At 46.5% G+C, this 25,909-nt stretch carries 19 protein-coding genes and 1 tRNA gene; 9 read left to right on the forward strand and 11 right to left on the reverse strand.

The annotated features are described in order from the left end of the window. Positions 1–23 precede the first annotated feature (23 nt). Positions 24–2,948: a CHAT domain-containing protein gene (locus MIC7113_RS23020; RefSeq protein WP_015184597.1), complete on the reverse strand. Its 2,925-nt coding sequence runs from the start codon at positions 2,946–2,948 to the stop codon at positions 24–26. Positions 2,949–3,184: 236 nt separating this feature from the next. On the opposite strand from MIC7113_RS23020, the gene MIC7113_RS23025 reads away from it, so the two are divergent. Next, entirely contained in the window at positions 3,185–3,988 is an 804-nt protein-coding gene (locus MIC7113_RS23025) for a DUF928 domain-containing protein (protein WP_015184598.1), read from the forward strand. A gap of 130 nt (positions 3,989–4,118) precedes the next feature. On the opposite strand, the gene MIC7113_RS23030 is transcribed toward MIC7113_RS23025, so the two are convergent. Next, positions 4,119–5,879, reverse strand: a complete 1,761-nt coding sequence (locus tag MIC7113_RS23030) for an NAD+ synthase (protein ID WP_015184599.1) — start codon at positions 5,877–5,879, stop codon at positions 4,119–4,121. Positions 5,880–5,992: 113 nt separating this feature from the next. Continuing rightward, positions 5,993–8,023: a serine hydrolase domain-containing protein gene (locus tag MIC7113_RS23035; protein ID WP_015184600.1), complete on the reverse strand. Its 2,031-nt coding sequence runs from the start codon at positions 8,021–8,023 to the stop codon at positions 5,993–5,995. A gap of 69 nt (positions 8,024–8,092) precedes the next feature. Between MIC7113_RS23035 and MIC7113_RS23040 the strand changes: the two genes are divergently transcribed. Continuing rightward, entirely contained in the window at positions 8,093–9,352 is a 1,260-nt protein-coding gene (locus MIC7113_RS23040) for an MFS transporter (protein WP_015184601.1), read from the forward strand. Between the two features lie 153 nt (positions 9,353–9,505). Here MIC7113_RS23040 and MIC7113_RS23045 read toward each other — a convergent pair whose 3' ends face one another. After that, a complete protein-coding gene (locus MIC7113_RS23045; protein WP_015184602.1) occupies positions 9,506–9,730 on the reverse strand; it encodes a ribbon-helix-helix domain-containing protein in 225 nt (74 codons plus the stop codon). A 121-nt stretch (positions 9,731–9,851) separates the two neighbouring features. Here MIC7113_RS23045 and map point away from each other — a divergent pair, with 121 nt between their 5' ends. The 3 genes from map to MIC7113_RS39440 all read left to right on the forward strand — a co-directional run bounded on the left by map (position 9,852) and on the right by MIC7113_RS39440 (position 16,406). After that, positions 9,852–10,679 (forward strand): type I methionyl aminopeptidase, encoded by an 828-nt coding sequence (gene map, locus MIC7113_RS23050; protein ID WP_015184603.1) that lies wholly within the window; start codon positions 9,852–9,854, stop codon positions 10,677–10,679. Positions 10,680–10,845: 166 nt separating this feature from the next. Beyond that, positions 10,846–11,076 (forward strand): photosystem II protein, Psb35-related, encoded by a 231-nt coding sequence (locus tag MIC7113_RS23055; protein WP_015184604.1) that lies wholly within the window; start codon positions 10,846–10,848, stop codon positions 11,074–11,076. Between the two features lie 899 nt (positions 11,077–11,975). Beyond that, the gene (locus tag MIC7113_RS39440) at positions 11,976–16,406 is read left to right on the forward strand and encodes a beta strand repeat-containing protein (protein ID WP_015184605.1); all 4,431 of its coding nucleotides are present in this window, start codon (positions 11,976–11,978) and stop codon (positions 16,404–16,406) included. Between the two features lie 91 nt (positions 16,407–16,497). Here MIC7113_RS39440 and hisIE read toward each other — a convergent pair whose 3' ends face one another. Both hisIE and MIC7113_RS23070 read right to left on the reverse strand, forming a co-directional pair. Then, on the reverse strand, positions 16,498–17,151 hold the full coding sequence (hisIE, locus tag MIC7113_RS23065; RefSeq protein WP_041780184.1) for a bifunctional phosphoribosyl-AMP cyclohydrolase/phosphoribosyl-ATP diphosphatase HisIE: 654 nt from the start codon (positions 17,149–17,151) through the stop codon (positions 16,498–16,500). Between the two features lie 486 nt (positions 17,152–17,637). Further along, positions 17,638–18,492, reverse strand: coding sequence for a hypothetical protein (locus MIC7113_RS23070; RefSeq protein ID WP_015184607.1), 855 nt, complete (start codon positions 18,490–18,492; stop codon positions 17,638–17,640). A gap of 73 nt (positions 18,493–18,565) precedes the next feature. Between MIC7113_RS23070 and MIC7113_RS36795 the strand changes: the two genes are divergently transcribed. Then, on the forward strand, positions 18,566–18,772 hold the full coding sequence (locus MIC7113_RS36795; protein ID WP_015184608.1) for a hypothetical protein: 207 nt from the start codon (positions 18,566–18,568) through the stop codon (positions 18,770–18,772). Between the two features lie 125 nt (positions 18,773–18,897). Further along, positions 18,898–20,196, forward strand: coding sequence for a glutamate-1-semialdehyde 2,1-aminomutase (gene hemL, locus MIC7113_RS23075; protein ID WP_015184609.1), 1,299 nt, complete (start codon positions 18,898–18,900; stop codon positions 20,194–20,196). A gap of 199 nt (positions 20,197–20,395) precedes the next feature. Here hemL and MIC7113_RS23080 read toward each other — a convergent pair whose 3' ends face one another. The 4 genes from MIC7113_RS23080 to MIC7113_RS23095 form a co-directional block, all read right to left on the reverse strand. Then, positions 20,396–20,881 carry a YidH family protein gene (locus tag MIC7113_RS23080; protein ID WP_015184610.1) on the reverse strand — a complete coding sequence of 162 codons (486 nt, stop codon included), beginning with the start codon at positions 20,879–20,881 and terminating at the stop codon, positions 20,396–20,398. A gap of 155 nt (positions 20,882–21,036) precedes the next feature. Continuing rightward, positions 21,037–21,528, reverse strand: a complete 492-nt coding sequence (locus MIC7113_RS23085; protein ID WP_015184611.1) for a YajQ family cyclic di-GMP-binding protein — start codon at positions 21,526–21,528, stop codon at positions 21,037–21,039. A gap of 105 nt (positions 21,529–21,633) precedes the next feature. Then, positions 21,634–22,047 (reverse strand): MAPEG family protein, encoded by a 414-nt coding sequence (locus MIC7113_RS23090; RefSeq protein ID WP_015184612.1) that lies wholly within the window; start codon positions 22,045–22,047, stop codon positions 21,634–21,636. A gap of 3 nt (positions 22,048–22,050) precedes the next feature. Further along, on the reverse strand, positions 22,051–22,554 hold the full coding sequence (locus MIC7113_RS23095) for a hypothetical protein (protein WP_015184613.1): 504 nt from the start codon (positions 22,552–22,554) through the stop codon (positions 22,051–22,053). Positions 22,555–22,715: 161 nt separating this feature from the next. Here MIC7113_RS23095 and MIC7113_RS23100 point away from each other — a divergent pair. Further along, positions 22,716–22,789: transfer RNA gene (locus MIC7113_RS23100), tRNA-Val, on the forward strand. 703 nt (positions 22,790–23,492) lie between these two features. Here the strand turns inward: MIC7113_RS23100 and cas12k are convergent. Continuing rightward, a complete protein-coding gene (cas12k, locus tag MIC7113_RS23105; protein WP_015184614.1) occupies positions 23,493–25,400 on the reverse strand; it encodes a type V CRISPR-associated protein Cas12k in 1,908 nt (635 codons plus the stop codon). Positions 25,401–25,470: 70 nt separating this feature from the next. Between cas12k and MIC7113_RS23110 the strand changes: the two genes are divergently transcribed. After that, on the forward strand, positions 25,471–25,899 hold the full coding sequence (locus MIC7113_RS23110; RefSeq protein WP_015184615.1) for a MerR family transcriptional regulator: 429 nt from the start codon (positions 25,471–25,473) through the stop codon (positions 25,897–25,899). The last annotated feature ends 10 nt before the right edge of the window (positions 25,900–25,909 follow it).

Raw genomic sequence — 25,909 nt, forward strand, 5'->3', positions numbered from 1 at the left:
TTGCATGATCTGGCTCGGACTCCTTAAAGTCCGCTTCCCATTAGAATAAAGGGTGCCCAATAGTAGGGATGACTCAAGGCAATGTTCTGCTCAGTGAGTGGCAAGTGGTCATTTTTAGGATAACTCTCTGGTGTAATCTTGGTTTGGAGAAGGGCCAATTGGGCTTGACGCAGAGCCTCGGCTTTCGATACTGGTGAGGTAGACGTTCCCTGGGCTAAATTGTCGTAAAATTTCTCCATTAATAGGCGAGTACTGTAATCATCCACTTTCCATAAAGATGCCATGACCGTTTTAGCTCCGCTTTTGAGAAAGTAATAGCCAACACCTGCAATTTCCCTCCCATCAAGTCCCTTACCTCCCAATGCGGTTTCGCAAGCGGATAGTACAACCAGATTGATATTCCGTAAATTAAGCCAAGTTTCGATATCAGGAATTGCTAATCTCTCACCCGTACCCAGCAGAAGAAAAGACTGATTCGCTCGTCCTGGCACAAATTTGCTATGAGTTGCGATATGTAAGAAGTGGTGATCGGGTAAGTTATCTCGTAAAGTGAATAAGGTAAAATCTTGATTGAGAAACTCTTGACCAGGATAAATTCCCGATGTTTCACGCGTATCCTGACGCACGATTGCCTTTAACTCTTCAGGGACATAAGGTAGGGGGGGGAAACCACTCACAGCATTGGATAAACCTAACGCCAGAACTTGGTCTTCTTTGTCATCTAGAGCCGCTTTAATATCCGATGAACGGCTCACGACACGGGGATTATTGGTGAGGTATGAAGTCTCAGTTAACTGAGCAGAGAGCACCGTAGAAACGCTATAGTTTTGAATTACATACTTTTTGCCATCAAAGAGAGCACCCATAGGAATGTAGCGGGTTGAACGGTCTAAAGCAAACACTAAGTTATGAATATCATTAGCTTTTAGTTCACTTTCCAACGGTTTGAGCAACCAGTCATACAATTGCTTACCCGTGGCGTGCAACTCATCCATATTGGAGAGACGATTTTGTAATAACTCACGAAATTTAGCCACCGTTTCTTCTAACCGAGCTTGAGTGACCCCTGTAACCTCTACACTCGTGAAAATGCCACCTTTTGATGCCCACATCAGCCAAATTTTATCATCCAAAACCAAGGGATAAATCAATAAGGTTCCGGGTTGAGATTCTACCAGTTTTCGAGCTTTTTGAGCGAATTGGTTAGGGTCAACAAATGCCTCATCTAAATCTCGCTTGTTCCGAATTGCTGTTTCTAGTTGTTCTAAAGTTTGATAATATTGCTTAGTCAAGGCTTCTCGCTGTTGCAATAGCTGCGCTAACTCTGAGCAGCGAGTTTTCTGGCAATCGGCTAAGCGATTTCCAAAACTGATCAAGCTACCATATTCTTTAAAAATTTGTTGCTCGGTTGGTGTTAGAGTTAAGCTAGCAGGTTGACTTTGCTGGGTGTTGTTAATTCTGGGGTTACCCGTGTATTCTCGTAACTCTTGACCTTTGAGCAGTTCTAATACTTGCTGAGCTTCTAATGGGCGCGTTTGGGTGAGTAATAATTCGGTAAATGACCGATAAATGTTAGTTGTTCCTAACCCATGAACGTTTTGAATGGCTTGAGGAAATGATGATTGTAACCAAACAGGTAACCCCGCAATGATTCTAGGATTTTGTTCTTCATTTTTGTTAATAGCTCGTTTATAATAAGCGATGGCTGTTGCTAATAGATTAGATTCTTGATAAAGGCGGGAGAGTCCAGCCAGAGCTATAAAACTATTAGTAATAGAAAGAGCCTCTTGATACGAGTCAATCGCTTGTTGGGTCTGTCCAGCTTCCCGGTAAATCTCTCCCCGAACTTCCAAACCTAATGCTTCTAAGTCCTTGTGGTTGATATCTTGGGCAATTGCAAGATTTTGGTGAATTAACTCTAGAGCTTTTTTATAATCTCCGTTTCGGGAATAACCTAAACTCGAAACAATGAGTGCTAAAGCTTCAATTCGAGCGCTTTTTATGTCTCGCGCACTGGCTAATCCCTGTTCGGCTAAGTTAAGGGATTGTTGAACATTACCCTGTCCCAAATAAGCCAGAGCCTGCATCACCGTAGCGGCGCTTTCTTCTTCTTTTTTCTGTAGTTTTTGTAAAATATCTCTGCCTTCTTGGGTAGACTCAATAACGTTCTGATATCTTCCTTCTTGGAGGTAAACACCAGCTAACGTTAAGAGTGAAGCGGCAGCAGCAGTAGGAATATTGTTTTCTTGGGCTACCTTTAAACCTTGCTGAGCAAAAAGAACGGCACTTTGATTATCTTGGCGGGAATGGTAAACGCCACCCAGAACTGCTAATGCATTGGCTTGGGTGTCATAATCTTTAATTTGCCAAGTTGTAGTCAAGCTTGATATGCCTGCCATTGTTGCTTTTCGATAGTCACTCGGTGGCGAGGCTAAAGACTGAGAGGCTCTAGCTAACGTCAAAAAAGCAACCGCTTGAGCCTGCGAATCTTGCAAGGCTTGGGCGAGTCCTAAGCTGGCGTTAGCGGACTTCATGGCTTGCTGATAGTTGCCGGTAGAATTGTAAGCCTCTCCTAATCTAAGTAGCAGTTTTAATTCTGTATCACGCTCTCCCCATTCTTGGGCGATGGGCAAGATAGCATTGGAAAGTTCAATCGTTTGTTGAGAGTCTTCTAGGGACGTAGAAATATTCAGGAGTTCCTGGAGAATGTGAATTCTCTCCGTGTGAGTCGTGGCGTTGGTCGTATAAGGAACACTCAAGGGCTGGGAAATATCTGGAGCTGGCTCAACGTTTTGTGCAATTTCCGGCAATTGGCTGTGTTTTAATAGCTGTATGCTATCTTCAGAGGCAGCTCTGTTCAGGGTGGTGGCGAGAAGAGGCAAAGGAGAACTTACAGCACACAGTAAGGTCGCCGCCCCATAGCTAAGCAATTTTACGGATTGATGCATAGGAAAAGTCTGGCACAAACGAGCCAAGCGCCAAGAGTACTTGAGACAGCAGCATATCTAGTATTGTGCAAATTCCTAATCTACCTAGGGTAAGACTTATGCTCGTTGTGTTGCTTGACCCCTAATGGCTGTACCTCTTTCGAGTGAGAAACAAAATCAAATCAAACTTTGTCATTAGACTTGGATTCTGCCATCTTGTAGAAACATCCTGCTCTTTGTTTTGAAATCCTGTGCCCATGGCTTGGTTTAATCGTTCATTACGCATCATTATCCTGACAGCAATTCTGGCGATGGCTTTAACAATGGGGTTTGGAGCCAATCTTTCCGCGCAGGTGCCAAAGCAGTTAAGACCGAACACCTCCCTCAGTGGCAAGTTACCCAGTCAATGGAATTTCACGCCACCGCGTCGAGGAATTCCGGTCAATCGGCAGGGTGGAGCCACCAGAGGGAACCCATGCATCCAGCATCCTGAGGCGAAAGTCACAGCCTTGGTTCCAGCTTCTCGTATGGCAGCAACGGCATCTGCGTATCCGACTCTCTTTTGGAATATGCCCCAGTCATCCGCATCCGAGGTGGAGTTGCTGGTGCGGGATACCAACGATCAGGACATTTACTCGGCTAAGTATACGTTGGCGAAGTCATCTGATGGATGGGTCGTGGGTTCACCGGGCATAATGAGCCTATCTCTTCCTGCGTTTGCTAACCTCTCCCCCTTGGAGATCGGTCAAGACTATTACTGGATGTTAAGGCTTAGATGCCCAATGGATTCTTCCGATAGCTCAAACGATATCGTTGTAGGGGGCGGGATCGTGCGAGTCAAACCCGACCCAACTCTTGCTCAAAGAATTCAGCAGGCAACGCCTCAGGAGCGTGTTGCTCTCTATGCCAATGCTGGGTTTTGGTACGAGACGGTAGCCAGTTTAGCTGAGCTACGGCGCGATCGCCCTAATGATAATGAACTCGCACAGGCTTGGAACAAACTCCTTAATTCGGTAGGGCTGGATAACACGTTCAATAAGCTACCCACATCACCCAGATAAATTAGGCTCGCTCAGACCCTAAGCTGTTATGCATTTAATTTGCCTATTGAGGCTGCTGGGGTGCTGGGGTGCTGGGGAGAGGATTTGAGCGTTTTTATCCTGTGTTTAGAACGTACAAGTTAAATGCACTTTAGCTGAGCTTAGGTAACTCAGTGCTTCCGGTTACCCAGCGGCTAGCGATTGGCATCCGCCAGCCGGTACCAAAAGCTCTGTCCGTAATTTTCAATCCCGGTGGTGCCTGTCGCCGCTTGAATTCGGCTCGTGCCACTAACCGCACCACTTGATCAACCACCACTGGCGCATGACCGGCGACAACAATTTGCTCCAGTGATTGGTGCTGTTCAATCCATCGATACAAAATGTCGTCCAAGACATGATAAGGCGGCAGAGAGTCTTGATCCACTTGACCGGGTTTGAGTTCAGCGCTGGGTGGTTTGGCGATAATATGGGCTGGGATAATCTCGAATTTAGGGCTTTTGCTTTTGGATTCTAGATGGCAAAACGAACTCGATCTTACATCGGAGTTCAACCACTTGCACAAGCTGTAGACACGGGTTTTAGGTACATCGGCAATCACAGCTAATCCGCCATTCATATCACCGTAGAGGGTGCAGTAACCCACCGCCATCTCCGACTTGTTGCCGGTGGAGAGGAGGAGATAACCGAATTTATTGGCGATCGCCATTAACAAGTTGCCTCGAATCCGCGATTGGATATTCTCCTCGGCAAGGCCAAATTCTGTCCCCGCAAACATGTCTTCTAAAGTTTTGTCATAATTCTGCATTAACTCCCCAATCGACAAAAGCTGAGTCTTGATTCCCAAATTAGCCGCTAAGGCTTGAGCATCGTGAACCGAGTGATCAGAACTATAGGGAGAAGGCATGAGAACACCCAGGACATTGTCGGCACCCAGAGCTTCTGTAGCGATCGCCGCCACTAAGGCCGAATCAATCCCCCCACTCAAACCAATCACGACTTTCCTAAATCCACATTTGCGGGCATAGTCCCGAACACCCAGAACCAGCGCTGACCAAATTTCCTCATCGGCGCTAGTAGGCAGCGGTGCGATCGCTCCAGGTAAAAAATCTCGTGCTTCCGGATTAAATTCCAACATGATTAAATCCGTCTCAAAAGAATGGGCGCGACACACCATCTCACCCGCACCGTTAAACGCCACACTGCTGCCATCAAACAACAAGTCATCATTGCCCCCCACTTGATTGACATAAAGGATGGGTTGCTTGTAGCGGAACGTACTATGCCGTAACATGGCCTCCCGCAGTTTTTGCTTCCCTACTCTGTAGGGAGAGGCAGAGAGGTTCACCATTAAATCGACGCCGTGTTTAGCGAGGTCAGCAATGGGATTAACCGAATAATTCCGCCTACCCCAAAATTCTTCATCATTCCATAAATCTTCGCAAATCGTCACACCAATGCGGATGGGGGGGGCTGACGCCTCCACCTCCAGTGTGAACAAATTACTCTGAAGTCCTGGTTCAAAGTAGCGGTATTCATCAAAAACATCGTAAGTAGGCAACAGTCGTTTGTGAAAAATCTGCTGCACCTTACCCTGCTCCAGTAAGCTGATGCTGTTGTATAGAGGCTTACCTCCGGCAACATGGGCATTTGGATTGGGTTCCACCGTCCCCACCAGAACGGCAAGGGCTGGAGGCAATTGTTCTGCCAACTGTTTTAGAGTGGTTGCCATAGACTCCACAAAACTGGGATTCAGCAGCAAGTCTCTCGGCGGATAGCCACATAAAGAGAGTTCCGGCGTCAATAAGAGACGGGCACCCTGATTGACGGCAAGACTTGCCGCGTCTAAAATTTGTTGAGCGTTACCTGTAAGGTCGCCAATAGTGGGATTGAGTTGAGCGATCGCCAGTTTCATAGTGGGTGGAAGGTAGAATGTTTTTTTGTAAGAGCTTCTGAAATAGCTTTCTCTATAGTTGAAGATTAGTGGTGATCGGCCTTGGCGTGTCAACCTCCCGACTACTGTTTTTCCTAGTACATGCGAAATCCCAGTAGGTTCCAGTAGTTAAGGAAGAAAATGAATCCAACCGCCGCTACAGTAGTCAACGAGTAGTGTAGCCGTCCGATCAGGGAATAGTATTTGTTTTTCCAGGCCAGAACTGTAAAAATAACCAGTGCCAGTGTCAAACCCGTGGTGATCGGTGGAATGAACAGTAAGGCGATCGCAATTTTCGGTAGTCCAAAGAAAAGCTGCCAGTAGTCGCTGCCAAAAATAGCCAAGCCCATACCAATCGCAAACACCAGGTTCAAGCTACAGACTAAAACTGCCAAGAATTGCGCCCGTCTAGCCATTCGACCTCTTGCGAAGGTCGAATTTACCTCCCGCCCCTTATTAAGGGGTGGAGTGGGGTGGGGTGCTTTGTCTTTTTGTAAGAGATTGATTCTTGAATCTTGGGGTAACCGTTTACGGCTACGGTGCATCAGCCAACTCACCCATGCTACCAAGCAAGCTGAGACGAAACTTAATGCACAAAACAATCCCAATGTCAATTGAAAAGCATTAGTTTCATACCAAGCTAACTTTTCCAGGGCGGCAAAGACCGAATCGCCAATAAACATGTGAGTAATCCGACCTCGCTCGTTTTGTCGAAACGACAACTGGGTATCCGAGTAAATCGAGCGAAATAACAGCGGTTCTACTTGTACCCACTTGAATTCTGGCACGTAAAGGGCTAACGTGCCGTCGTTACCCGCGCCAGCCATCACCTTAACCTCCGGCGCATCCCCCAGCACAGCCCCAAGTTTTTCCAGGGTCAGGTGCGAGTAGCTGGTATAGCGATAAGTGCCGTACAACTGTCGATCCGGTTTTTGCTCATCCCTGGTTGAGGGGGAGGGAGAAGCGGGTTTCTCTTTCACTGGATAGTAATGCTTTAAAAACTGAGTTGCCAGTTCTCTGGGTAAAGCAACCGGATTATTGTTGCACGAAACGACAAAGCCCAAATTCTGTTCCGGTATTAAATACAGGCGCGTCGTATATCCGTTTAAGCGACCCCCATGTTCCAGTGCTTTTTGATTATTTTCCCAGTTTTCCGAGAAACCATAAGCCGAGCCTACCATGCCGGGATGGTGAGCAAACTGCTGGCGATGCATTTCCTGTGCTGTCACCTCGTTCAGGATACGCGACTCACCATAACGACCATCTTGTAAATGGGCGATCGCAAAATGCGCTATATCCGTAGCCGTTGCCATCAAGGCACTACCGGGGACATTATTGTTGAAGGCAAACGGTCGTCGCTGATAGGTGCCATTGTTATACCTGTAGCCTACCGCTAAATCCGGTGCTAGCTGAGAGGGCAGGGGCTGAAAAAAGCTACTGCGACGCATATCCAGCGGTTGCAAGATGTTTTGCTGGATGTATTGCTCAAAGGGAATGCCAGAAATTGCCTGTACCAAGTAGCCTGCCAGCGTCATCCCCACATCACTGTAGAGAAACACTTCACCCGGTGGTAGGATGCGCCGAGGTAGACGTTTGGCGAGATAATCCCCCAACAGCGTCATTTCAGATTTAGTGTGAGCGAAAGCTTTAATGCCCCACCCAGAATCGAACCCATCCGTGTGAGTCAACAGGTTGGCAATGGTGACTGGCTTAGGGTAGGTGTTCGGGATTTGGAAGTGCTTGAGGTACTGGTTGACATCATCGTCTAGTTTAAGTTTGCCTTGTTCAGCGAGTTGCATTACTGCCGTGGTCGTGAACAGCTTGGAGATAGAACCCACCCGAAAAAGAGTTTTGTCTGGAACAACGGGTATTTTCTGCTCTATATCGGCATAGCCGTAACCCTTGCTGAAGAAGATTTTGCCGTCTTTGACTAGAGTGAACACAGCACCAGGAACGTGTTGTTCCGTCATCTTTTGGGCAAAAAATTGATCCAGAAAGGCTTCGAGTTCTTGTGGGTCAGTTGGCCCTGAAGGCACAGGTGTTGGTAGCCCTTGGGCAAAACAGGGTAATCCGGAGAGCAACCAAACCAGAGTCAGCCCAACTAATACAGCGTGCAGATGTCGCAAAGCTTTCTTTGTTCGATGATAAAAATTCCTTCTATCCTAATAAGGTTGTGAGTTTTCCGCCAACATCCCATGCCCAAGCACAAGCTGCTATCCTGGCTCCCGCAACTGAGTCACCAAGTCTGGATTCTCGCTGCGGGTCGATTGCTCTCCCAAATTGGCACCGGCTTTACTCTGTTCTATGCGCCGATATTTTTTGTCAATCAAGTTGGGTTATCGGCGACGGCTGTAGGCATTGGCTTGGGCAGTGGCTCTATTTCTGGGGTGATTGGTCGCTTTTTGGGCGGTACTTTTGCTGACTCGAATTTCTGGGGACGCAGGCGGACTCTGTTGCTGTCGGCGGCGGTTTCTGCTTTGGCGGATGTGGTATTAGCCTTAACCTTTGACTTTCCCAGCTTTATTGTCGGTAACCTGCTCATGGGTTTGGGGATTGGTCTTTATTGGCCTGCCACAGAAGCGGCTGTTGCCGATTTGACGACGATGGATCAGCGCAGTGAGGCCTTTGCCATCACGAGGTTGGCAGATAGTACTGGCTTAGGGTTGGGGGTGATACTCGGAGGGCTGTTGATTGGAACGACGGGTAATTATCGGGTGCTATTTGCGATCGATGGCATCTCGTTTGTGGTGTTCTTTGCAATTGTGTATGCCGCGATCGCAGAAACTCGTAAGTTTAATCAGCATTCTCCCACAAAACTGAGTCGAGGTTGGGCGGAGGCATTTAGCGATCGCCGCCTGATGGTCTACCTTCTGGTTAATATCCTATTCACCATTTACATTTCTCAGTTACAAAGCACGATGCCCCTCTATTTCACTAATTTTGTGTCTGGGGCAACCTCCGGTAAGGGATTCTCTCCACAGATTATTAGTGCTTTGTTTACTTGGCATGTGGTATTTGCGGCATTGTGTCAGTTGCCTGTGGCTCGGATACTCAATCGTTTTAGCCGTCCCCGTGCCTTGATGATTGCCATGCTGCTGTTTGGCGTGGGCTTTGTCTTAATTTGGGTAACGGGAACGGTTGGGAGTCATGCCCTAATTTGGGCGATCTTCGCTTTGGGAATTTTAGCGATCGCCACTGTCGCCTATACCCCTTCTGGTTCTGCCCTGGTTGTGGATATCGCGCCCGAATCCCTGCGGGGTGTTTACCTCTCACTCAACTCTCAATGTTGGGCGATTGGCTACTTTATTGGCCCTCCGTTGGGTGGGTGGGCTTTAGATCAGTCACGTTACATGGCTCAGGGCTTTTGGCTAGCCGTTGTTGCCAGTACCAGTGTTGGTATCCTGATTTTGCAGTTGCTTCACCGGATGCTGCGAACCCATCCGCGATCGCTCTAGTGCAAGAAGGCAGGAGGCAGGAGGCAGGAGGCAGAAGGCAAGAAAGTTTGTACAGTAAACTTTTTAATCTTTTTCAAGTGGATGGTGATTTCTGCCGATCTGCACTCGTCTTCTGGGCTAACTTTTCATCCCACTAAGCCTTCTCCCCATTGGTCAGTTTTTGCTGGATGCTGTTTTGTCGTTACTGACTAGGCTCAATGGCTCAGCACTTTTTGCTGGCGGCGCTTCCTGTCGCCTCTGTTCCAGTGCATTTCCGATTAGCTTTAACAGGAGCCAAGACACAGAGCGCTCTTCGTCCTGTGCCCACTCTTCTAGCTCTTTTTTCCACTCTGGTGGAATGTAAGTTGTCACACCCGCCAGTGAAGTTTTACCGCCCATTAGAGATTTCTGTATTGTGTCTCCTTATTAAGTATAGTGACCTTTTTTCGTTTAGTACAAGAGGCTAGGCCATGCTAGGCTATGCTATAGCAGCAACCCAATTCAATAGCATCCCTCATCCATGAATATTCTCAACGACCTCCTATCCCAGCCTGTTCAACCCTCCCCAGCCAAAAAGCAACGTCGTAGCATCGAAATCAAATCACAGCGTGAAATTAGCATTATGCGTCAAGCGGGGAAGATTGTGGCAACCGTATTGAAAGAGATTTCAGAGATGGTTCAGCCAGGAATGACAACGCTGGATTTGGATAGGTATGCGGAGAAGCGTATCCGGGAAATGGACGCAATTCCCAGCCTCAAGGGATATCGTGGCTTTCCGGCAACCTTGTGTACCAGTATTAACAACGAGGCTGTACATGGCATTCCTAGCCATAAGCGAGTGATTCGCAGTGGTGATGTTCTCAAGGTGGATACCTGCGCCTACTACCAAGGCTTTCATGGTGACTCTTGCATCACAATTGCGATCGATGAAGTCTCTGCGGAGGCGGCAAAATTCATTCGTGTCGCACAGGAAGCGCTTTACAAGGGTGTTGAGCAAGTTAAAGCTGGAAATTATTTAATGGATATTGCTGGTGCTGTGCAAGACCATGTGACAAGCTATGGCTATAGCATCGTGGAAGATTTCACCGGTCACGGTGTGGGACGGACTCTACATGAAGAACCTTGTGTTTTCTTCTTCCGCACCCGTGAATTACCCAATGTTAAGCTGCGATCTGGAATGACATTAACCATTGAACCGATTCTCTGTGCCGGTTCTAAGGAAACGCGCTTGTTACCGGATGGATGGACGGTGATAACGGCTGATGATTCCCTGTCGGCTCAGTTTGAACATACGGTATTGGTAACTCAAGACGGCTGCGAAATCTTAACCGATCGCACACAGCTCTAATTCCAATTCCAGGGTGCATACCCACCCATATCTAACAGGGCAACCTAGGTGAGGTTAACCCTACTTTGTTTAGTATTTACCGTAAATTGACACTCTTGTAAAATATTTGTTACATTTATTTACAGTAAAAATTACAAAACTAAACAATACTCCAGGAGAAACTTCCATGACTATCCTAATTGCCTTATTTGTAGTGGGCTGGGCGGCGGCAGCGATTATCGGAACTCAGGCGTACTTCCGGGGTGAGCAAACCAAGCCCATCCACGAGCGCAACTGGCGTTCTGAGTCTTTTGAAACACTGGCGCAATCTATTACGGGTGCTGAAACAGACTACACTCAGCGTACTCCTGCCTTTGAGATAGACGCCTACGGTAGCCAATTTTTGCCCAACTCTTAGGAAAGAAGGGTAGATCATGCCTACCCTTTATGAACTCAGCTTCTAAACGTCGCCACAAGACCTATCGGCGGCGTTATTGTCATTAGTGGATAACAGCTCCCCACACAAGCCTGTGATAAGCTGAAGCCACAAGGTGGGTATCAACCTAATCCGTTACTTCAGGCGCGATCGCATTCAGGTCATCATCTTTACAAATCACGACCACTGCCGCTGCGTCTTCACCAACTCTTTGAAAAGCTTGTTATCCTGCGCTGTATAAAGGTTTTACCTAACTTAAGAGCTTTGAGCAAAAGTCACTGAATTGGCAGTAACCCCATCTTTGAGATAATAATAAATAATATAAGTAATTAGGGAATTATCCCTACCTTACCTTTCGGTTTAAAAACCACAGACTAACGGCTAAGTTGCACCTATCTTAGCGGATGATAACTGAGCCATAAAAGTATTTTGATTAAGGGTTCATCGTTACCATTTACCCCCATAAAACCTATATAGAGCCTCTAATAACTTTAGGTTACACGCCGAATTTCGGGGTAATTAAAGTAGTGGTTGCGGAGGGGTATGGAAACCTCACGATTTTTGTCAACCAGGGCATTCTATCGTCTCTCTATTTTGTCAGTACCAGAGCATCCTGTGCAACCCTAAAAAAATAAAGTCTTTCCTGATATTGACTTTTAAGCTAGAAGGAAAAAATAGGTCAGGGGACAGCAGGCTGAGTATCTGTAGAAAGCCGTTAGAGAAATAAACCTTAATAAGATATATCTCTCTCCGAGTTTTTTTCATCGTGAGTTATTAATTCTTGCCCAAATGAATTGGGTATTTTGTCAACTCGTTAATGCAGCGAGTTGCGGGGCGTGCTTCGACCAATTGTTGTTTTAAGGATAAGGAGTTCACTGAGCGTGAAAAGCACACCTTGGTCTATTTGTACAGGTTTATTGCTATCTCTGACTTTGAGTAATTCAGTTGTTGCTCAAGTCCCAAATCCGGAAGATATTACTCCCAATTCAACAGCTTCAGCGGCGGACTTACGGATTACGCCTCGCTTAGGAGTGGGCTACAGTACTTCTGGGGGAGGTTACGATGGTTTTACTCGCTTTGAGGGTTTTGTTCCATTACTGCAAAATCCCGGTACAAACCTGACCTTTCTAGAAGGGCGGCTACTGTTAGATAATAGTGCTGATTTAGGTGGTAACCTGCTGTTGGGTCATCGTCTCTACAACTCACAGTTAAACCGCACATTTGGCGGTTATGTCTCTTTCGACAATCGCAACACGGGTAAAAGCAGCTTTAACCAATTAGGATTAGGGCTTGAAAGTCTGGGCAAAGTTTGGGACTTTCGAGTGAATGGCTATATTCCTCTGGGCAACAGCCGCAAGTTGGCGAGTGAGACGGGTTTTGATACCGGTTTACAGGCGAGTGGTACCCCTTTCTTTCAAGGCAACTATTTAGTTACACAGGCAATCCGAGAAAGCCAACAAGTTCGACGATATGAAGCGGCACTGGGGGGATTTGACATTGAGGCAGGAGCCAAAATTGCCAAGCTAGGAAATAGTGGCGATTTACGGGGCTATGGTGGAGTGTACTATTACGGTGGTAAAGGTGTTGATTCTGCTCTCGGTTGGCGTGTAAGGCTGGAAGCACGTCCTACAGACAACCTAAACCTTGGCGTAGCAGTGCAAGATGACCGTCTTTTTGGCACGAACGTACTGTTTAATGTGGGAGTTACCTTTCCTGGAAATCGTCCCAAGAAATTCAAGAATGATTCGGAATCTGTTATTGCCCGATTAGGGGAATCCATCTCGCGCACGAATAGTATTGCTATCAAGTCTCAAACTGAAGCGACATCCTTTAGCCAAAACGTCACTGTCGCGGCAACCAATCCCCAAACCGGTGCGCCTTATGTGTTTCAACACGTCAATTCAGGGCAAGCGGGGGGAAATGGTACGTTTGAAAATCCTTTTGCTGCCATTGAAGCGGCTCTCGGTGCGACCCAGTCTGATGGCAATAGTATTGTTTATGTAAGCTCTGCTAGCAATTCTCCTGCATTGTCCAGCTTTCAGATTAAGGATGGAGTGCAGGTATTATCAAGTGGGCCGATACAGGAAGTTCTTACCAAGGAGTTTGGTTTAGTCAGGCTTCCGGGTTCGGGCAGTGGTAACTTCCCGAATGTGACGGGAACAGTAACGATGGGCAATAATACCGTACTATCGGGGTTTGCGATCGCATCCAGCAATGCTCCTGGAATTGACGTTAGGAATATCAGCAATGCGACAATTCGCGATAACACTGTCACCAGTACCGCCCAAGGCGTGCGTTTGGAAAATGTTACGGGAACAGTAACCTTAACCAACAACAATATTACGAGTACGGGTGAGGCAGCGCTGGAAGCGACGAACATTAATAATGCCAGCATTACCCAAAGCAGTTTTTCCAGTACCAATTCCGTGACGAATGGGATTACCCTAAATGGTGTCAGTGGTAACTTGGATGTAACGAACAGCACGCTGACGGTGATTAATCCCACGATTAGTGGACTCTCGGCGCAGAATATCACGGGTACGGTGAATATCGCCGCCAACAGTGGTAGTCAGATTAGCACCAATGGCACGGCGGCTAGCCTTTCCTTGAGAGAAAGTACGGGTAGTGTCAATCTCTCTGGATTACAAGCCACTGCCACAGGTGGGGCGGTGCTGGAAGCGACGAATATCAACAACGCCAACATTACTCAAAGCACCCTCAGCAGTACCAATTCTGCAACGAATGGCATTACTCTCAACGGTGTCACTGGCACAGTTGATGTCTCTAACACGAGTGTGAATGTCACCAATCCGACAGGGAATGGAATTTCAGCCCAAAATGTTGCAGGTACCGTGAATATTGCTGCCAACAGTGGTAGTCAGATTAGCACTAATGGGACAACGGCTAGCCTTTCCTTGAGAGAAAGTACTGGAAGTGTCAACCTATCGGGATTACAAGCTACGGCAACCGGTGGGGCGGTGTTGGAAGCCACCAACATCAACAACGCCAACATTACTCAAAGCACTCTCAGCAGTACTAATTCTGCAACGAATGGCATTACTCTCAATGGTGTTACAGGTACTCTAGGGGTAAGCGATACGACGGTAAATGTCACCACTCCTACACAAAATGGTATTTTAGCTAGCAACATTACAGGTACCGTCAACCTTAACGCTAATGCGGGCAGTACCATTACCACCAATAGTACGAATGCAGGCATTGCCCTGGAGCAAAGTACGGGTAGTGTGAATCTATCAGGATTACAAGTGAATAGTACCGGTGGAGCTGCACTGGAAGCGACGAACCTGAATGAGGCCAATATTACTCAAAGTATCCTCAGCAGTACCAATTCTGCAACGAATGGCATCACCCTCAATGGTGTGAGTGGCACAGTTGATGTATCTAACAGTACTGTCAATGTCACCAATCCGACGGGTAACGGGATTTCGGCAGAGAATGTGACGGGAACTGTCAACATCGCTGCCAACAGTGGTAGTCAGGTTACCACCAATGGCACGGCGGCTAGCCTTTCCTTGAGAGAAAGTACGGGTAGTGTCAATCTCTCTGGATTACAAGCCACTGCCACAGGTGGGGCGGTGCTGGAAGCGACGAATATCAACAACGCCAACATTACTCAAAGCACCCTCAGCAGTACCAATTCCGCAACGAATGGCATTACTCTCAACGGTGTCACTGGCACAGTTGATGTATCTAACAGTACTGTAAATATCACCAATCCCACGGGTAACGGGATTTCAGCCCAAAATGTTGCAGGTACCGTGAATATTGCTGCCAACAGTGGTAGTCAGATTACCACTAATGGCACGGCGGCTAGCCTTTCCTTGAGAGAAAGTACGGGTAGTGTCAATCTCTCTGGATTACAAGCCACTGCCACAGGCGGGGCGGTGCTGGAAGCGACGAATATCAACAACGCTAACATTACTCAAAGCACTCTCAGCAGTACTAATTCTGCAACGAATGGCATTACTCTTAACGGTGTTACAGGTACTCTAGGGGTAAGCGATACGACGGTAAATGTCACCACTCCTACACAAAATGGTATTTTAGCTAGCAACATTACAGGTACCGTCAACCTTAACGCTAATGCGGGCAGTACCATTACCACCAATAGTACGAATGCAGGCATTGCCTTGGAGCAAAGTACGGGTAGTGTGAATCTATCAGGCTTACAGGTGAATAGTACCGGTGGGGCGGCTTTAGCAGCCACGAATGTGAACAATGGCAGTCTCACTCAATCTACGCTGACGAGTACCAATTCCGCGACGAATGGCCTTAGTTTCTCCGGCGTTAGTGGTATTTTTGATGTGAATAACAGCACCATTACAGTTGCCCAACCTACTAATGATGGTATTTCAGTGGTTGATTCTACTGGAACCGTGAGCGTTGTTGCTAATACAGGAAGTCAGATTACCAATGCAGTGAATGGTGTTCGGGCTAACAATGTTTCAGGGGGATTAACGGCATCTGGATTGGCAATTGTGGATTCGAGCCAAAACGGAATTTCTGCGACCAATAGCCGCAATCTCACGCTGCAAGGTAACACCATTAGTAACAGTGGTGTTGATGGCATTAACCTGAATGAAGTAACAGGTCAAATCGCGATTAATAATAACTCAATTACCAATTCGGCTGAAGACGCGATTGGGTTAATGAACACAACGGGTCAAGCGGTGTTATCGATGAATCAAAATCAAATCGATGGTGGTATAAATGGGATTAATCTGTCCCTGAGTGGAGACGCTCAAGTTACTAGCCAGATGGCTAACAATCAGATTCTCAATACCACTAGAGAAGGCTTGTTGGTCAACCTTCAAGATAATGCTCAACTAAATGTCACTGCTTCTAACAATCAAATGACTAACGCAGGCACTACTGTCGGCAGCAATGGAGTATTGCTCTCCACGGGAGGTAATACTCTCTCGACCTTTACTTTCTCTGGCAATACCTTCACGAATATGGGGAATGGCTTTGTCGGTAATAACTTTGGTTTTTACCTAGATGCTAGAGATAATTCTTCCTCGAATTTAACCTTCTCCAATAATCAGCTTACCAGCGGTACTGGAGTTCTGGCTGGTGTAATTGCAGAGAATAATTCACCTGGAAGTCGGTTATGTGTACAAATGAATGGAAATACTAGCAGTGGTGCAAGCTTTGTTGATTTTGCTCTCAGCAATAATGCCAGTGCACAATATCAGGTTGTAGATTTTGCAAATGTAGGCGTTAATAACACTGGCAATTTTGGGGTCTTCGGAGCGCCATTTACTAACGTACAAGTTTGCCCTGTACCTTAAGTTGATTAATCCCACCCTTAAACAAGGTGGGCTTTTTCAATACTTTTTTGTAAGGCATGAATACCGCTGAAATAGCTGTCTATTACTTGCTTTATTTACGGCGTTCTTGCAATTTACGATACACATCTTTCACCTCAACGTTATGGTGAGCTAAGGCGACAAGGGTGTGATAAAACAAATCCGCTACTTCAGAAGCGATCGCATCCTTGTCATTATCCTTACAAGCCATTACCACTTCGGCGGCTTCTTCACCAATTTTTTTCAGAATCTTATTATCGCCCCCAGCAAACAGTTTACAGGTATAGGAGGTTTCAGTGGGGTTGTCTCGGCGCTCGCAAATTACGTCAAATACCTGTGACAATGTATCGGCTGGGGGGGCGGCTTTTGTTCCATCCACTTGGTGGAAACAGCTCCGTTCTCCCGTATGGCAGGCAATATCACCGATTTGCTCGACGGTAACGAGTAAGCAATCACTATCGCAATCATAGCGGAGCGATCGCACTTTCTGGAGATGACCAGACGTTTCTCCTTTATGCCACAATTGGGAACGCGATCGACTCCAAAACCAAGTTTCCCCAGTTTCCAGGGTTTTTTGTAACGACTCCTGATTCATCCACGCCATCATCAAGACAGTACCATCCAAATAGTCTTGTACAATCGTCGGCACTAATCCCCGCTCATCGTAGCGAATTTGATCCACGGGGATGGCTTGGTGTAACGAATTCGGTTCAGAAGCAGACCACATAGGGATGGATGACCCAAGCAATGACTCTTCCGTCCACAATACCATCTCGTGAGGGCGTTGGGGTGAGAAATTACAATAAGACTTACACAACTGGAACAGTTCCAGAAGGATAAAGTACAAAGGAAGAACTGAAACCCTCTAAATAAAATTAGAGGATTGAATAAATTTAGATGTGCGTAGTTCTTGAAATTTTTGGGGCTAAGATATAGGGATTTTAGGCTTATAGTAAAAAGCGAACTCTCAGTCTGACCTATAATGCTTCTTCCAAATCCTTTATATACCACAAATTATGGTGCAGCTTATGTAGGCGACTCCTTTCTACTACTAGATCAGCTTTAAGCTGATTCGATTGATTTAGTGTTGACTTCACCTCCTTTCGCACTGAAACGCAAATGATGTTATTGCTCTATATAAAAAAAATCGTTCATCACAAAGCTATCAATCTAAGTAAACAAAAAAATTAGCTATAAGATAATGACAACTGTTTTAATAGAGTAAACCTATAAAATTCTGAAGTTGATTGGCTACCTCTTGAACCCGGTTGTAATTTATCATACCAGGAAACTTATATTTTTTATTCGACTGAAGAACAATCATCAATTGATACCACTGCCAATGGTCGCTATCAACATAGTTCATCACTTCAACTGATTTAATCTCGCTGAGCGTGTATGTTTGGGTCTGAGTTCCCAGCACTGTATGGATTTGGCGAATGTATAAATTGCGTGTTTTATCAAGGATAATGGTTCGAGACCGCACAGATGCATACAGTACCAAAGCTCCAATTAAAGTAAAGGGTAAGAACAAGATTAATCCTCCCAAAAAGCTCCCACTCAAACGTGTATCTTCTTCAATTTTGAATAAGGTAGCCTGTGAATTAATAAAAGTTTTGATTTTTTGAGCGACTTCGGGCTGAAATGTTGGTTTAAAACCTGACTCTATCGCATATTGCGTCTCAAACAGCCTGGTTTTACTAGACTTGGTAATCAGGGAAACCCAAACTTTTGCAGTTCCCCCACCTTTCCCATTTGACCACTCTGCTGACTCAAGCTTTGCATCAGTGACTTGCTGGATAGGTTGATTACTAACTTTTGGCACGAAACCCAGATATTGAGACTTCGACCATACACAATCAATGAGTTTAGGTTCAACTCGTTGGCAGGATAAAGTTGTTACGCCAAACTCAGACGCAATCAGAACAATCATCCCTAACGGTATTCCACTAAAACCAAGCGCCCAAACTATGATGAATAAATTAATCAGTATCCCATGCTGATGTTTGAGAATCAGTTTTGATTTATTTTGCTCAACAATGCCCAAGTTAGGTAGGAGAGTAGCCATCTGAAGTAATTAAAGTAATCTTTTCAAAAATCTGTCTTGAAAGTGGGGAGTCAGGAGTCAGGAGTCTTGCAACATGACATTAACAGATGGATGTCGTTCGGGCATCTGTGCCATTAGAGTCAGTAGGAAAGACTTTAAAACAAGGAAGCGAGTTTTTACAGCAAGAAGCGCGAAGAACGAGGTACCGCTGCATATCTTAAAATATACCCTCGTGACACAGGTGTTGCGATCGCTCTCATCGCTACTAGCCACTAGCACCCATCCAACCCCTGGTTTGTAATGGAATTGATATATCCTAATTCAGGAATTTTCCTGAGTGAGATAATCAACTAACATAGGCATTCACAACAAGGTGTACCCTTATCCCCAGATAAACCTTGAAACGTCCTACTTACGGAGACAACCTTGGTTAATACCACAATTAAAACGACCAAATCAGAAGAAATCTTCGCCGCTGCCCAAAAGCTGATGCCAGGAGGTGTCAGTTCTCCCGTCCGGGCGTTCAAATCGGTGGGTGGACAGCCCATTGTTTTTGACCACGTCAAAGGAGCCTACATATGGGACATAGATGGCAACCAGTACATCGACTATGTGGGTACTTGGGGGCCAGCCATTTGCGGTCATGCTCATCCAGACGTGATTTCTGCTCTCCATGAGGCTCTGGAAAAAGGCACTAGCTTTGGCGCACCTTCTGTGCTAGAGAATGTGCTGGCATCAATGGTAATTGATGCTGTCCCTAGCATTGAAATGGTGCGGTTCGTTAATTCCGGAACCGAAGCCTGTATGGCTGTGATCCGGTTGATGCGGGCGTTTACTGGGCGTGACAAAATTATCAAGTTTGAAGGCTGCTATCACGGTCACGCGGATATGCTGTTAGTTCAGGCCGGTTCTGGCGTTGCGACGCTAGGCTTGCCCGATTCTCCTGGTGTGCCCAAGTCTGCCACTAGCAATACCGTAACGGCTCCTTACAATGATTTGGAAGCCGTAAAAGCACTATTTGAATCCTCTCCGGATGAAATTGCCGGTGTGATTTTAGAGCCAGTAGTCGGGAATGCGGGTTTTATTCCTCCCGATGCTGGGTTCCTGGAAGGCTTACGAGTACTAACCCAGGAGTATGGCGCTTTGTTGGTGTTTGATGAAGTGATGACGGGATTCCGCATTGCTTACGGCGGTGCTCAAGAAAAATTCGGCATTACACCTGATTTGACAACACTAGGCAAAGTCATTGGTGGTGGATTGCCGGTGGGAGCTTACGGCGGACGTAAAGATATTATGTCAATGGTGGCACCCGCAGGCCCGATGTACCAAGCGGGTACGCTTTCGGGTAATCCCCTAGCGATGACGGCTGGCATTAAAACGTTGGAATTGCTGCAAAAACCGGGTACTTACGAACAGCTTGAGCGCATTACCAAGAAGCTATCAGACGGTTTGTTGCAAATTGCTAAAGAAACGGGTCACGAAGTCTACGGTGGGCAAATCAGCGCCATGTTCGGCATGTTTTTCACCGGTGAACCCGTTCACAACTATGCAGATGCGAAAAAGTCTGACTTAAGCAAGTTCAGTCGTTTTCATCGCGGAATGTTAGAGCATGGTGTTTACTTGGCACCGTCTCAGTTTGAGGCAGGGTTTACATCCCTTGCTCATACGGATGAAGATATTGACCGCACTTTAGAAGCGGCGCGGGAGGTTCTGTCAAATCTTTAATTCCATTAGGGATTTTTGGCTCAATGATCGATTAAAAGTCTCAGATTAACCGTCTGAAGGTTATTCTTTCCAGAGATATTGATAGGGGCGAAACATTCGTGGTAGAAGCCTGGGAAGCGAACCAGATTTACTGTCACGAATGCTTCGCTTTTATTGTTTCCCCAAAGAGCAGAGTTATTAGTCGATAAAAGAGCAGAACTCACCTCAACCTAAACTTAGTTGGGCTTTTTGCTTTTAACGTTCTAGACACCAACTCTCCATAGGACAGCTCAGCTTTACTACTGCGGGAAGAGGGTGTACTAGGAGCATAAGCTTGCCGCAACAAAAGTAAGGGAATACTAAGGAGTCCTAAAACAATTACGATGCCGGCTGTGAGCCAGACTAAAAGGCGTGAAGGTCGGTAATCGCCTCGTTCAATTTGCCAAAAAACCTGATTGTAACGCCACACCGCTAGGACAATTACAAAGATTCCGACAATGACAAGACCCACACCAAGGGTCTGGTAACTAATGAAGGAGCGAGTCGGGATGACTTCTTGAGTAACAGCCGTTTCCAATTGCCGTAGAAACAGACCAAAGCGGGCTAAAGCAAAACCAAACCCAATCAGCGCAATAGATGTACGTAGCCAAGCTAAGAAAGTACGCTCGTTGGCTTGATGCTCTCGCTGGTGGTCAATTTCTGGCATTCTCGCCCTTGGTTCGCTGTTTTAAAGTTAGCTTTTTTTCTGCAAGAGCGATCGCAAAAATTAATGGGGATTGTCGTTTGGAGCCTGGATATCAAGGCTTAAGCCCATTTGCTCCTAAATTTCCAACAATCCCACATCGGTTAATCCCAAACGCCCTAACGATAGTTAGTAAATTGCAGCGCCACAGGCAAATCTTCCTGTTTCAATCGCTGCATCACTCCTTGTAAGTCATCTTTAGAGCTGCTGGAAACCCTAACGGCATCCCCTTGAATTGATCCTTGTACTTTCTTGAATTCGTCGCGAATCAGCTTAGTGATTTTCTTAGCTATTTCCTGACTAATTCCTTTTTTGAGCTTAATTTCTTGACGGACGCGATTACCGCTAGCGGACTCGACTTTGCCGTATTCAAAGATTTTTTGTGAGAGGTTGCGCTTCGCCGCTTTGGTTCGGAGAATCGTATGAATAGCCTCTAGGGTGAATTCGCTATCGGTATTGACGGTAATGACTTCTTCGCCTAATTCAACCGTAGTCTTTGTGTCTTTTAGGTCGTAACGGCTGCTGATTTCCCGAATGGCTTGGTCTACTGTGTTAACCAGCTCTTGTCGGTCAAAGTCGCTGACAACATCGAATGAAAATGTGGAAGCCATAAAGTAAAGAAGTTAAGAATCGTTCGTTTATTACTAACAACTAACAACCAACGGCTTAAAGTTCAAGACGGAAGTTTTTGCTGCTCTACAAAATTTAGAGTAGCTTCATGGAGTATTGGCACTCAGTAGGCTTAAGACAAAGAGGGTGGCACTGCAAGCTGAGCCGATGGCGTACATGAGCGATCGGGCTAAGGGGATGTCAAGGATATAAAAAACTGAGTATAGCGTTCGGGCAATGAGAAACGCGATCGCAGATCCCACCGCTAAGGATGAGTGTTGTCCCGTCACATAAGCCATCAGTGCCGCTGCCGTGAAAATCATAAAGGCTTCAAACGAGTTCTGATGTGCCCAGGTCGCACGCTGAGCATAGGGAGGTAACTTGTCAAACATCGCACGCGGCGCACTCAGGTCATATCCCACCTGAACACGCCCAGATGCGACGACCAGAAACGGCAGATAAATGAGTGCTGCCGCTGCGACAATACAGTAAAGCAGAATTACAGAATCCTGTAGATTCATAATTTAGTCAAAGTAAAACAGAGTGACCAGCTTGCGCTGCTCTTCTGCGTCTTCGCAAGTTTTGAGCAGGGTTCGGCTGTCATGAAACGCAAAGCAAATGAGCTGCTGACATCGGGAGACAATTTCCTGATTACACAGCGCACTGGCTTCACTGAGGGACAGATTATCGTTTTCTGGATTTTCCACCAAATGCATCACCAGCTCCAGCTGCTTGCGTGATTCTCGTGGCTGACGTTCTAGGCTTTGGGGCAAAATCACAGTGAGTAAGCTGGGGTCAGCACGCATGGCACCGCGAATGGCGGCGGCGTTTGTGCCGGTAGCCCCAGAAGTGATGATACGATTGCCCTCTAGAACTAGGGCGTAGCTCATCATCTCAATGAGGTTTTGATGAGTGATGGGAACGTGACGCGACCCTAAAAGCGCAATCCGCTTAGAACCCGTTTGCTGGATTGTCGCAAGCTCTTGCGCTAATGTATCGACACCGACGATGTCTACTGATTGAGTCAAAGATGCCGTTTTTTAGCTGAACAACCCAGCTATTCTAACAGAAGCCGTCGCCATTAAGACGCAATAATTTAGGTTTTAGTTGCGGATTGCCTGCCAAAATTCGTCATTTTTTTTTATTTGCGTTTTGCCTGATGTCTGTGCTAACATTCTAAATTGTGTTCGGACGCATAGCTCAGTTGGTTAGAGCACTACGTTGACATCGTAGGGGTCACTGGTTCGAGTCCAGTTGTGTCCATTTACGTAATCATGCTGAAATTGATGATTGGTAAGGGTTTCAAGTGTCGATTGCCAAATTATTTGTCGTCGTTGTCAAATTAGTGTCATTTTGACAAATTGTTTGTCATCGAGCTATAGCTTTTAAAGCAGCTATCTATATATAGGGACACAACTGGACTCGCTTTCAACCCACCCTTTTCTAGAAATAGTTTTCGGCTTCTACGCTTTTTTCAACCCACCCCTAGGTGGGATGGTCGTTGAAACTCTTCCCACCTAGACCCTTGTCTACACTGCCCTTTCAGAAGCCTTTTTGACGGCTCCCGAAAATCCTTACTCAATCTCCTGGAAAACTAGAAGATTGCTGGTTGCTGAAATTAGTGAAACCCAGATTAGACAAAGGTTTTGAACTTTTGACGGTTCCCTGGGGATTTTGCCCCCGCTTTTAGCCGTCAAAAAATATTTAGAGTGGATTCCTCCTTGCTCGGAGGTGATTGGGTAGCCACCACTGCGGAACCCGCACCCGTATTGCTGGGAGCGCACCTTATTCCTGTCCGAAGACAGCAGCATCGGGGTGGGCAGCTACCAGGGTCAGAAAGCACAACTGTCTTCCAACAGTCAAACTAACCCTGATTTTTCACAGCTCAGCGGTTCGATTGAACATGAACTGCGGCGCTATTGCTTATTCAATTATTCTAATGTCAAGGTTCAAATATTGGTCAAACTTAGGGGTTGAGACGGGAGTGATAAGCTGCGATCGCCATTTCTTTTGCCTTTTCCTGGGGGCTGCCTCGGACAGGCTGTTGTCCTTGTTCGATTGAGATGCCTATCTTTGCTGCCTGAACCTGAATGTTCTCAATCAATCTGCCGTAACTCCATTGATGAACATTAACCCGATACTGTTTGGCGTACTTTTGCTGTCCTTCGACATAACTGGGAATTTTTTGCTCAGCTCTAGTTTGAATCTCGCTGTGCACTAGCTCTCGCATATCTCCCAGCTTGGGAAGGACAATGCTGCCTGCCTGGTAGGTTTGAGCTAAGGTGACAATTTCTTTAGCCAACAGTCGGTCTACATATTCCCCTAGCTCGGATTCCCCAAATTGATTAGAGGTAGCATTTTTCTGTGCTTTGTGGCGTTGGTGAGACTGGCGTTGTTTTTCTTGTCGTTGACGGTTGAAAAGTTTGTAGTTATCTCCGAGTAGTTGTCGGATGCTGCGGTAGGCGATCGCTTCGCCTGTAGTGCCATCTACGATCGCTGCTGTAGCGGGTTTCCCAAGGCCCAAGCTAATACCCACAGCAATGTGCGACCGCCCCTGATACAGAGGTTGGCTAGGACGAGGGAAGGGGTTATTGAGACGGGCGAGGGTGGAGTTTTTGCGCTTAATGAAAGCTTGTTGTTTGTCGTTAAGGTCGCCTTTCTCTTTCATTCTGGCAAGGGTTTTGGCGATATCATCGGCTTTCTCTTGACGCACTTGCTCAGTGCCTTCAGCCGTCCAAAGGCGAGTGTCTAGAGTGCAGTAGAGAGTCAGGTGATGGATGTTCCAAGCGTCGCCTTTTCCCTTCCCTAATGCCCAAGCAATCTGTCCTGAGCGCAGGGTAAACAAGCTACTGGAGTGCTGGTCTTTGCTCTCTCGCTTGATTTGTTGGTCTTCCAGGAAGCGTTGAAACCACTTGAGCTGGCGTTGGTCACAGTAGATTTGAAAGGTGTGTTCGCTCAAGCCGTTGAATTTTACGCAGAGGCGACCTTTGGAATTTTTGCTCCAGGTCAGGTCTTCGTTACTTTCATAAGTAACTGGAAAGGGGACAGACTGGGGTTTGGTTAAGAGCCTGTCTTGCCAAGAACGAGCTTGAGACTCATTTTCAGGGACGGTGCTAGTGGCAGCGATCAATGTCTCTAACCACTTTTCCCCGGTTAAGTTTCGACCTTTGGGAATACGGCTGGCTAGTTGTTCTTCTAACCTTGAAATCTTGATTTCAGTTTTGCGGCGGCGCTTGGCAAATTTTTCTTTGTCTTCCTCTTGGTCAGGAATTTTGCAGCCATTTTTGAGCAAGTAGCAGATGGCGTTCTTGGTCAGGAGGTCTTCTATATCGTCGTAAACCTGGAAGAGAGTTTTAGAGATACTGCGATTAGAGCCTAAGTCTTGGGGTTTCTTGCTCTTTTTGCCTTTGGTTTGAGTGGGTTGAGGCGACTCGTTCTTAGAGGTCAGGGGAACCAGGATTTCACTGGCTTTGGTGCGAATGACCTCTAGAGTACAACCGCTCTGGTTGACTAATTCCTCGTCGCTTTTGAGCATTCCTAACCAGCGCATCTGTCCCTCTAGTTTGCGCTGTAACCGTTGCTGCACCTTCAACCAAGATTTGTAGATGTAGTCTACCAGCGCGCTCGCAGAAGCATAAAAACGACCAGGCTGACCGATGAAGCGAGAATCAGTCCTGAGGGGTTCACACAGTTGTTTGATGATGCCAGCAGGAATTTTGCGTTTTTGTCGCCAAGTCTCGAAATCAGGATGCTGACCGATTTGTTCGAGGAGTTCGTTAATTAGAGGCGTATTTCGTTCTGCCATCAATGTCCAGATCTGGTGGCGAGTTGAAACGTTTGCAACTAGGCGGCATTGAATGGTGATTTGGCTCATACAGCGTAATGCTTTATTGGTTCAATAAAACCATATGTGTATTATAGCGGCCTTTGTAGAATCGTAATTGATGCAAGAAACATTTTTTACGAGTAAACAGGCGGCTAAAATTACGGGCTGTACTCTCCGTCAGTTGCAATATTGGCGGGAGAAAGGGGTAGTTGTACCTGTAATTAGTGGAACTGGGACGGGACGGAGTCTTTATTACTCCCGGTCTGATTTGGTTGAGTTGGCGGTAATGGAATATTGGTTGAGTGTGGGATTGAGCTTTGATCTGGCGCGTCAATCTCTTAAGATGCTCAAGGACAAAGAGCCGGAGTTCTTTAATCCCGAAAAGGCAAGGCGTTGGATGTTGGCGTGGAATTCCAAGATGCGATCGCTTAAACTGTTGGAGTTTGATTTGGAAGACGCGATCGCGTCTCTGAAATCCGGTCAGCCTGTGATTCCCCTGTGGTTGGATGCGATTCATGAGGAGTTGACGAAAAGGTTGGTAGGGTAGCTCATCGCAA

The sequence above is a fragment of the Allocoleopsis franciscana PCC 7113 genome (assembly GCF_000317515.1).
Taxonomy (GTDB): domain Bacteria; phylum Cyanobacteriota; class Cyanobacteriia; order Cyanobacteriales; family Coleofasciculaceae; genus Allocoleopsis; species Allocoleopsis franciscana.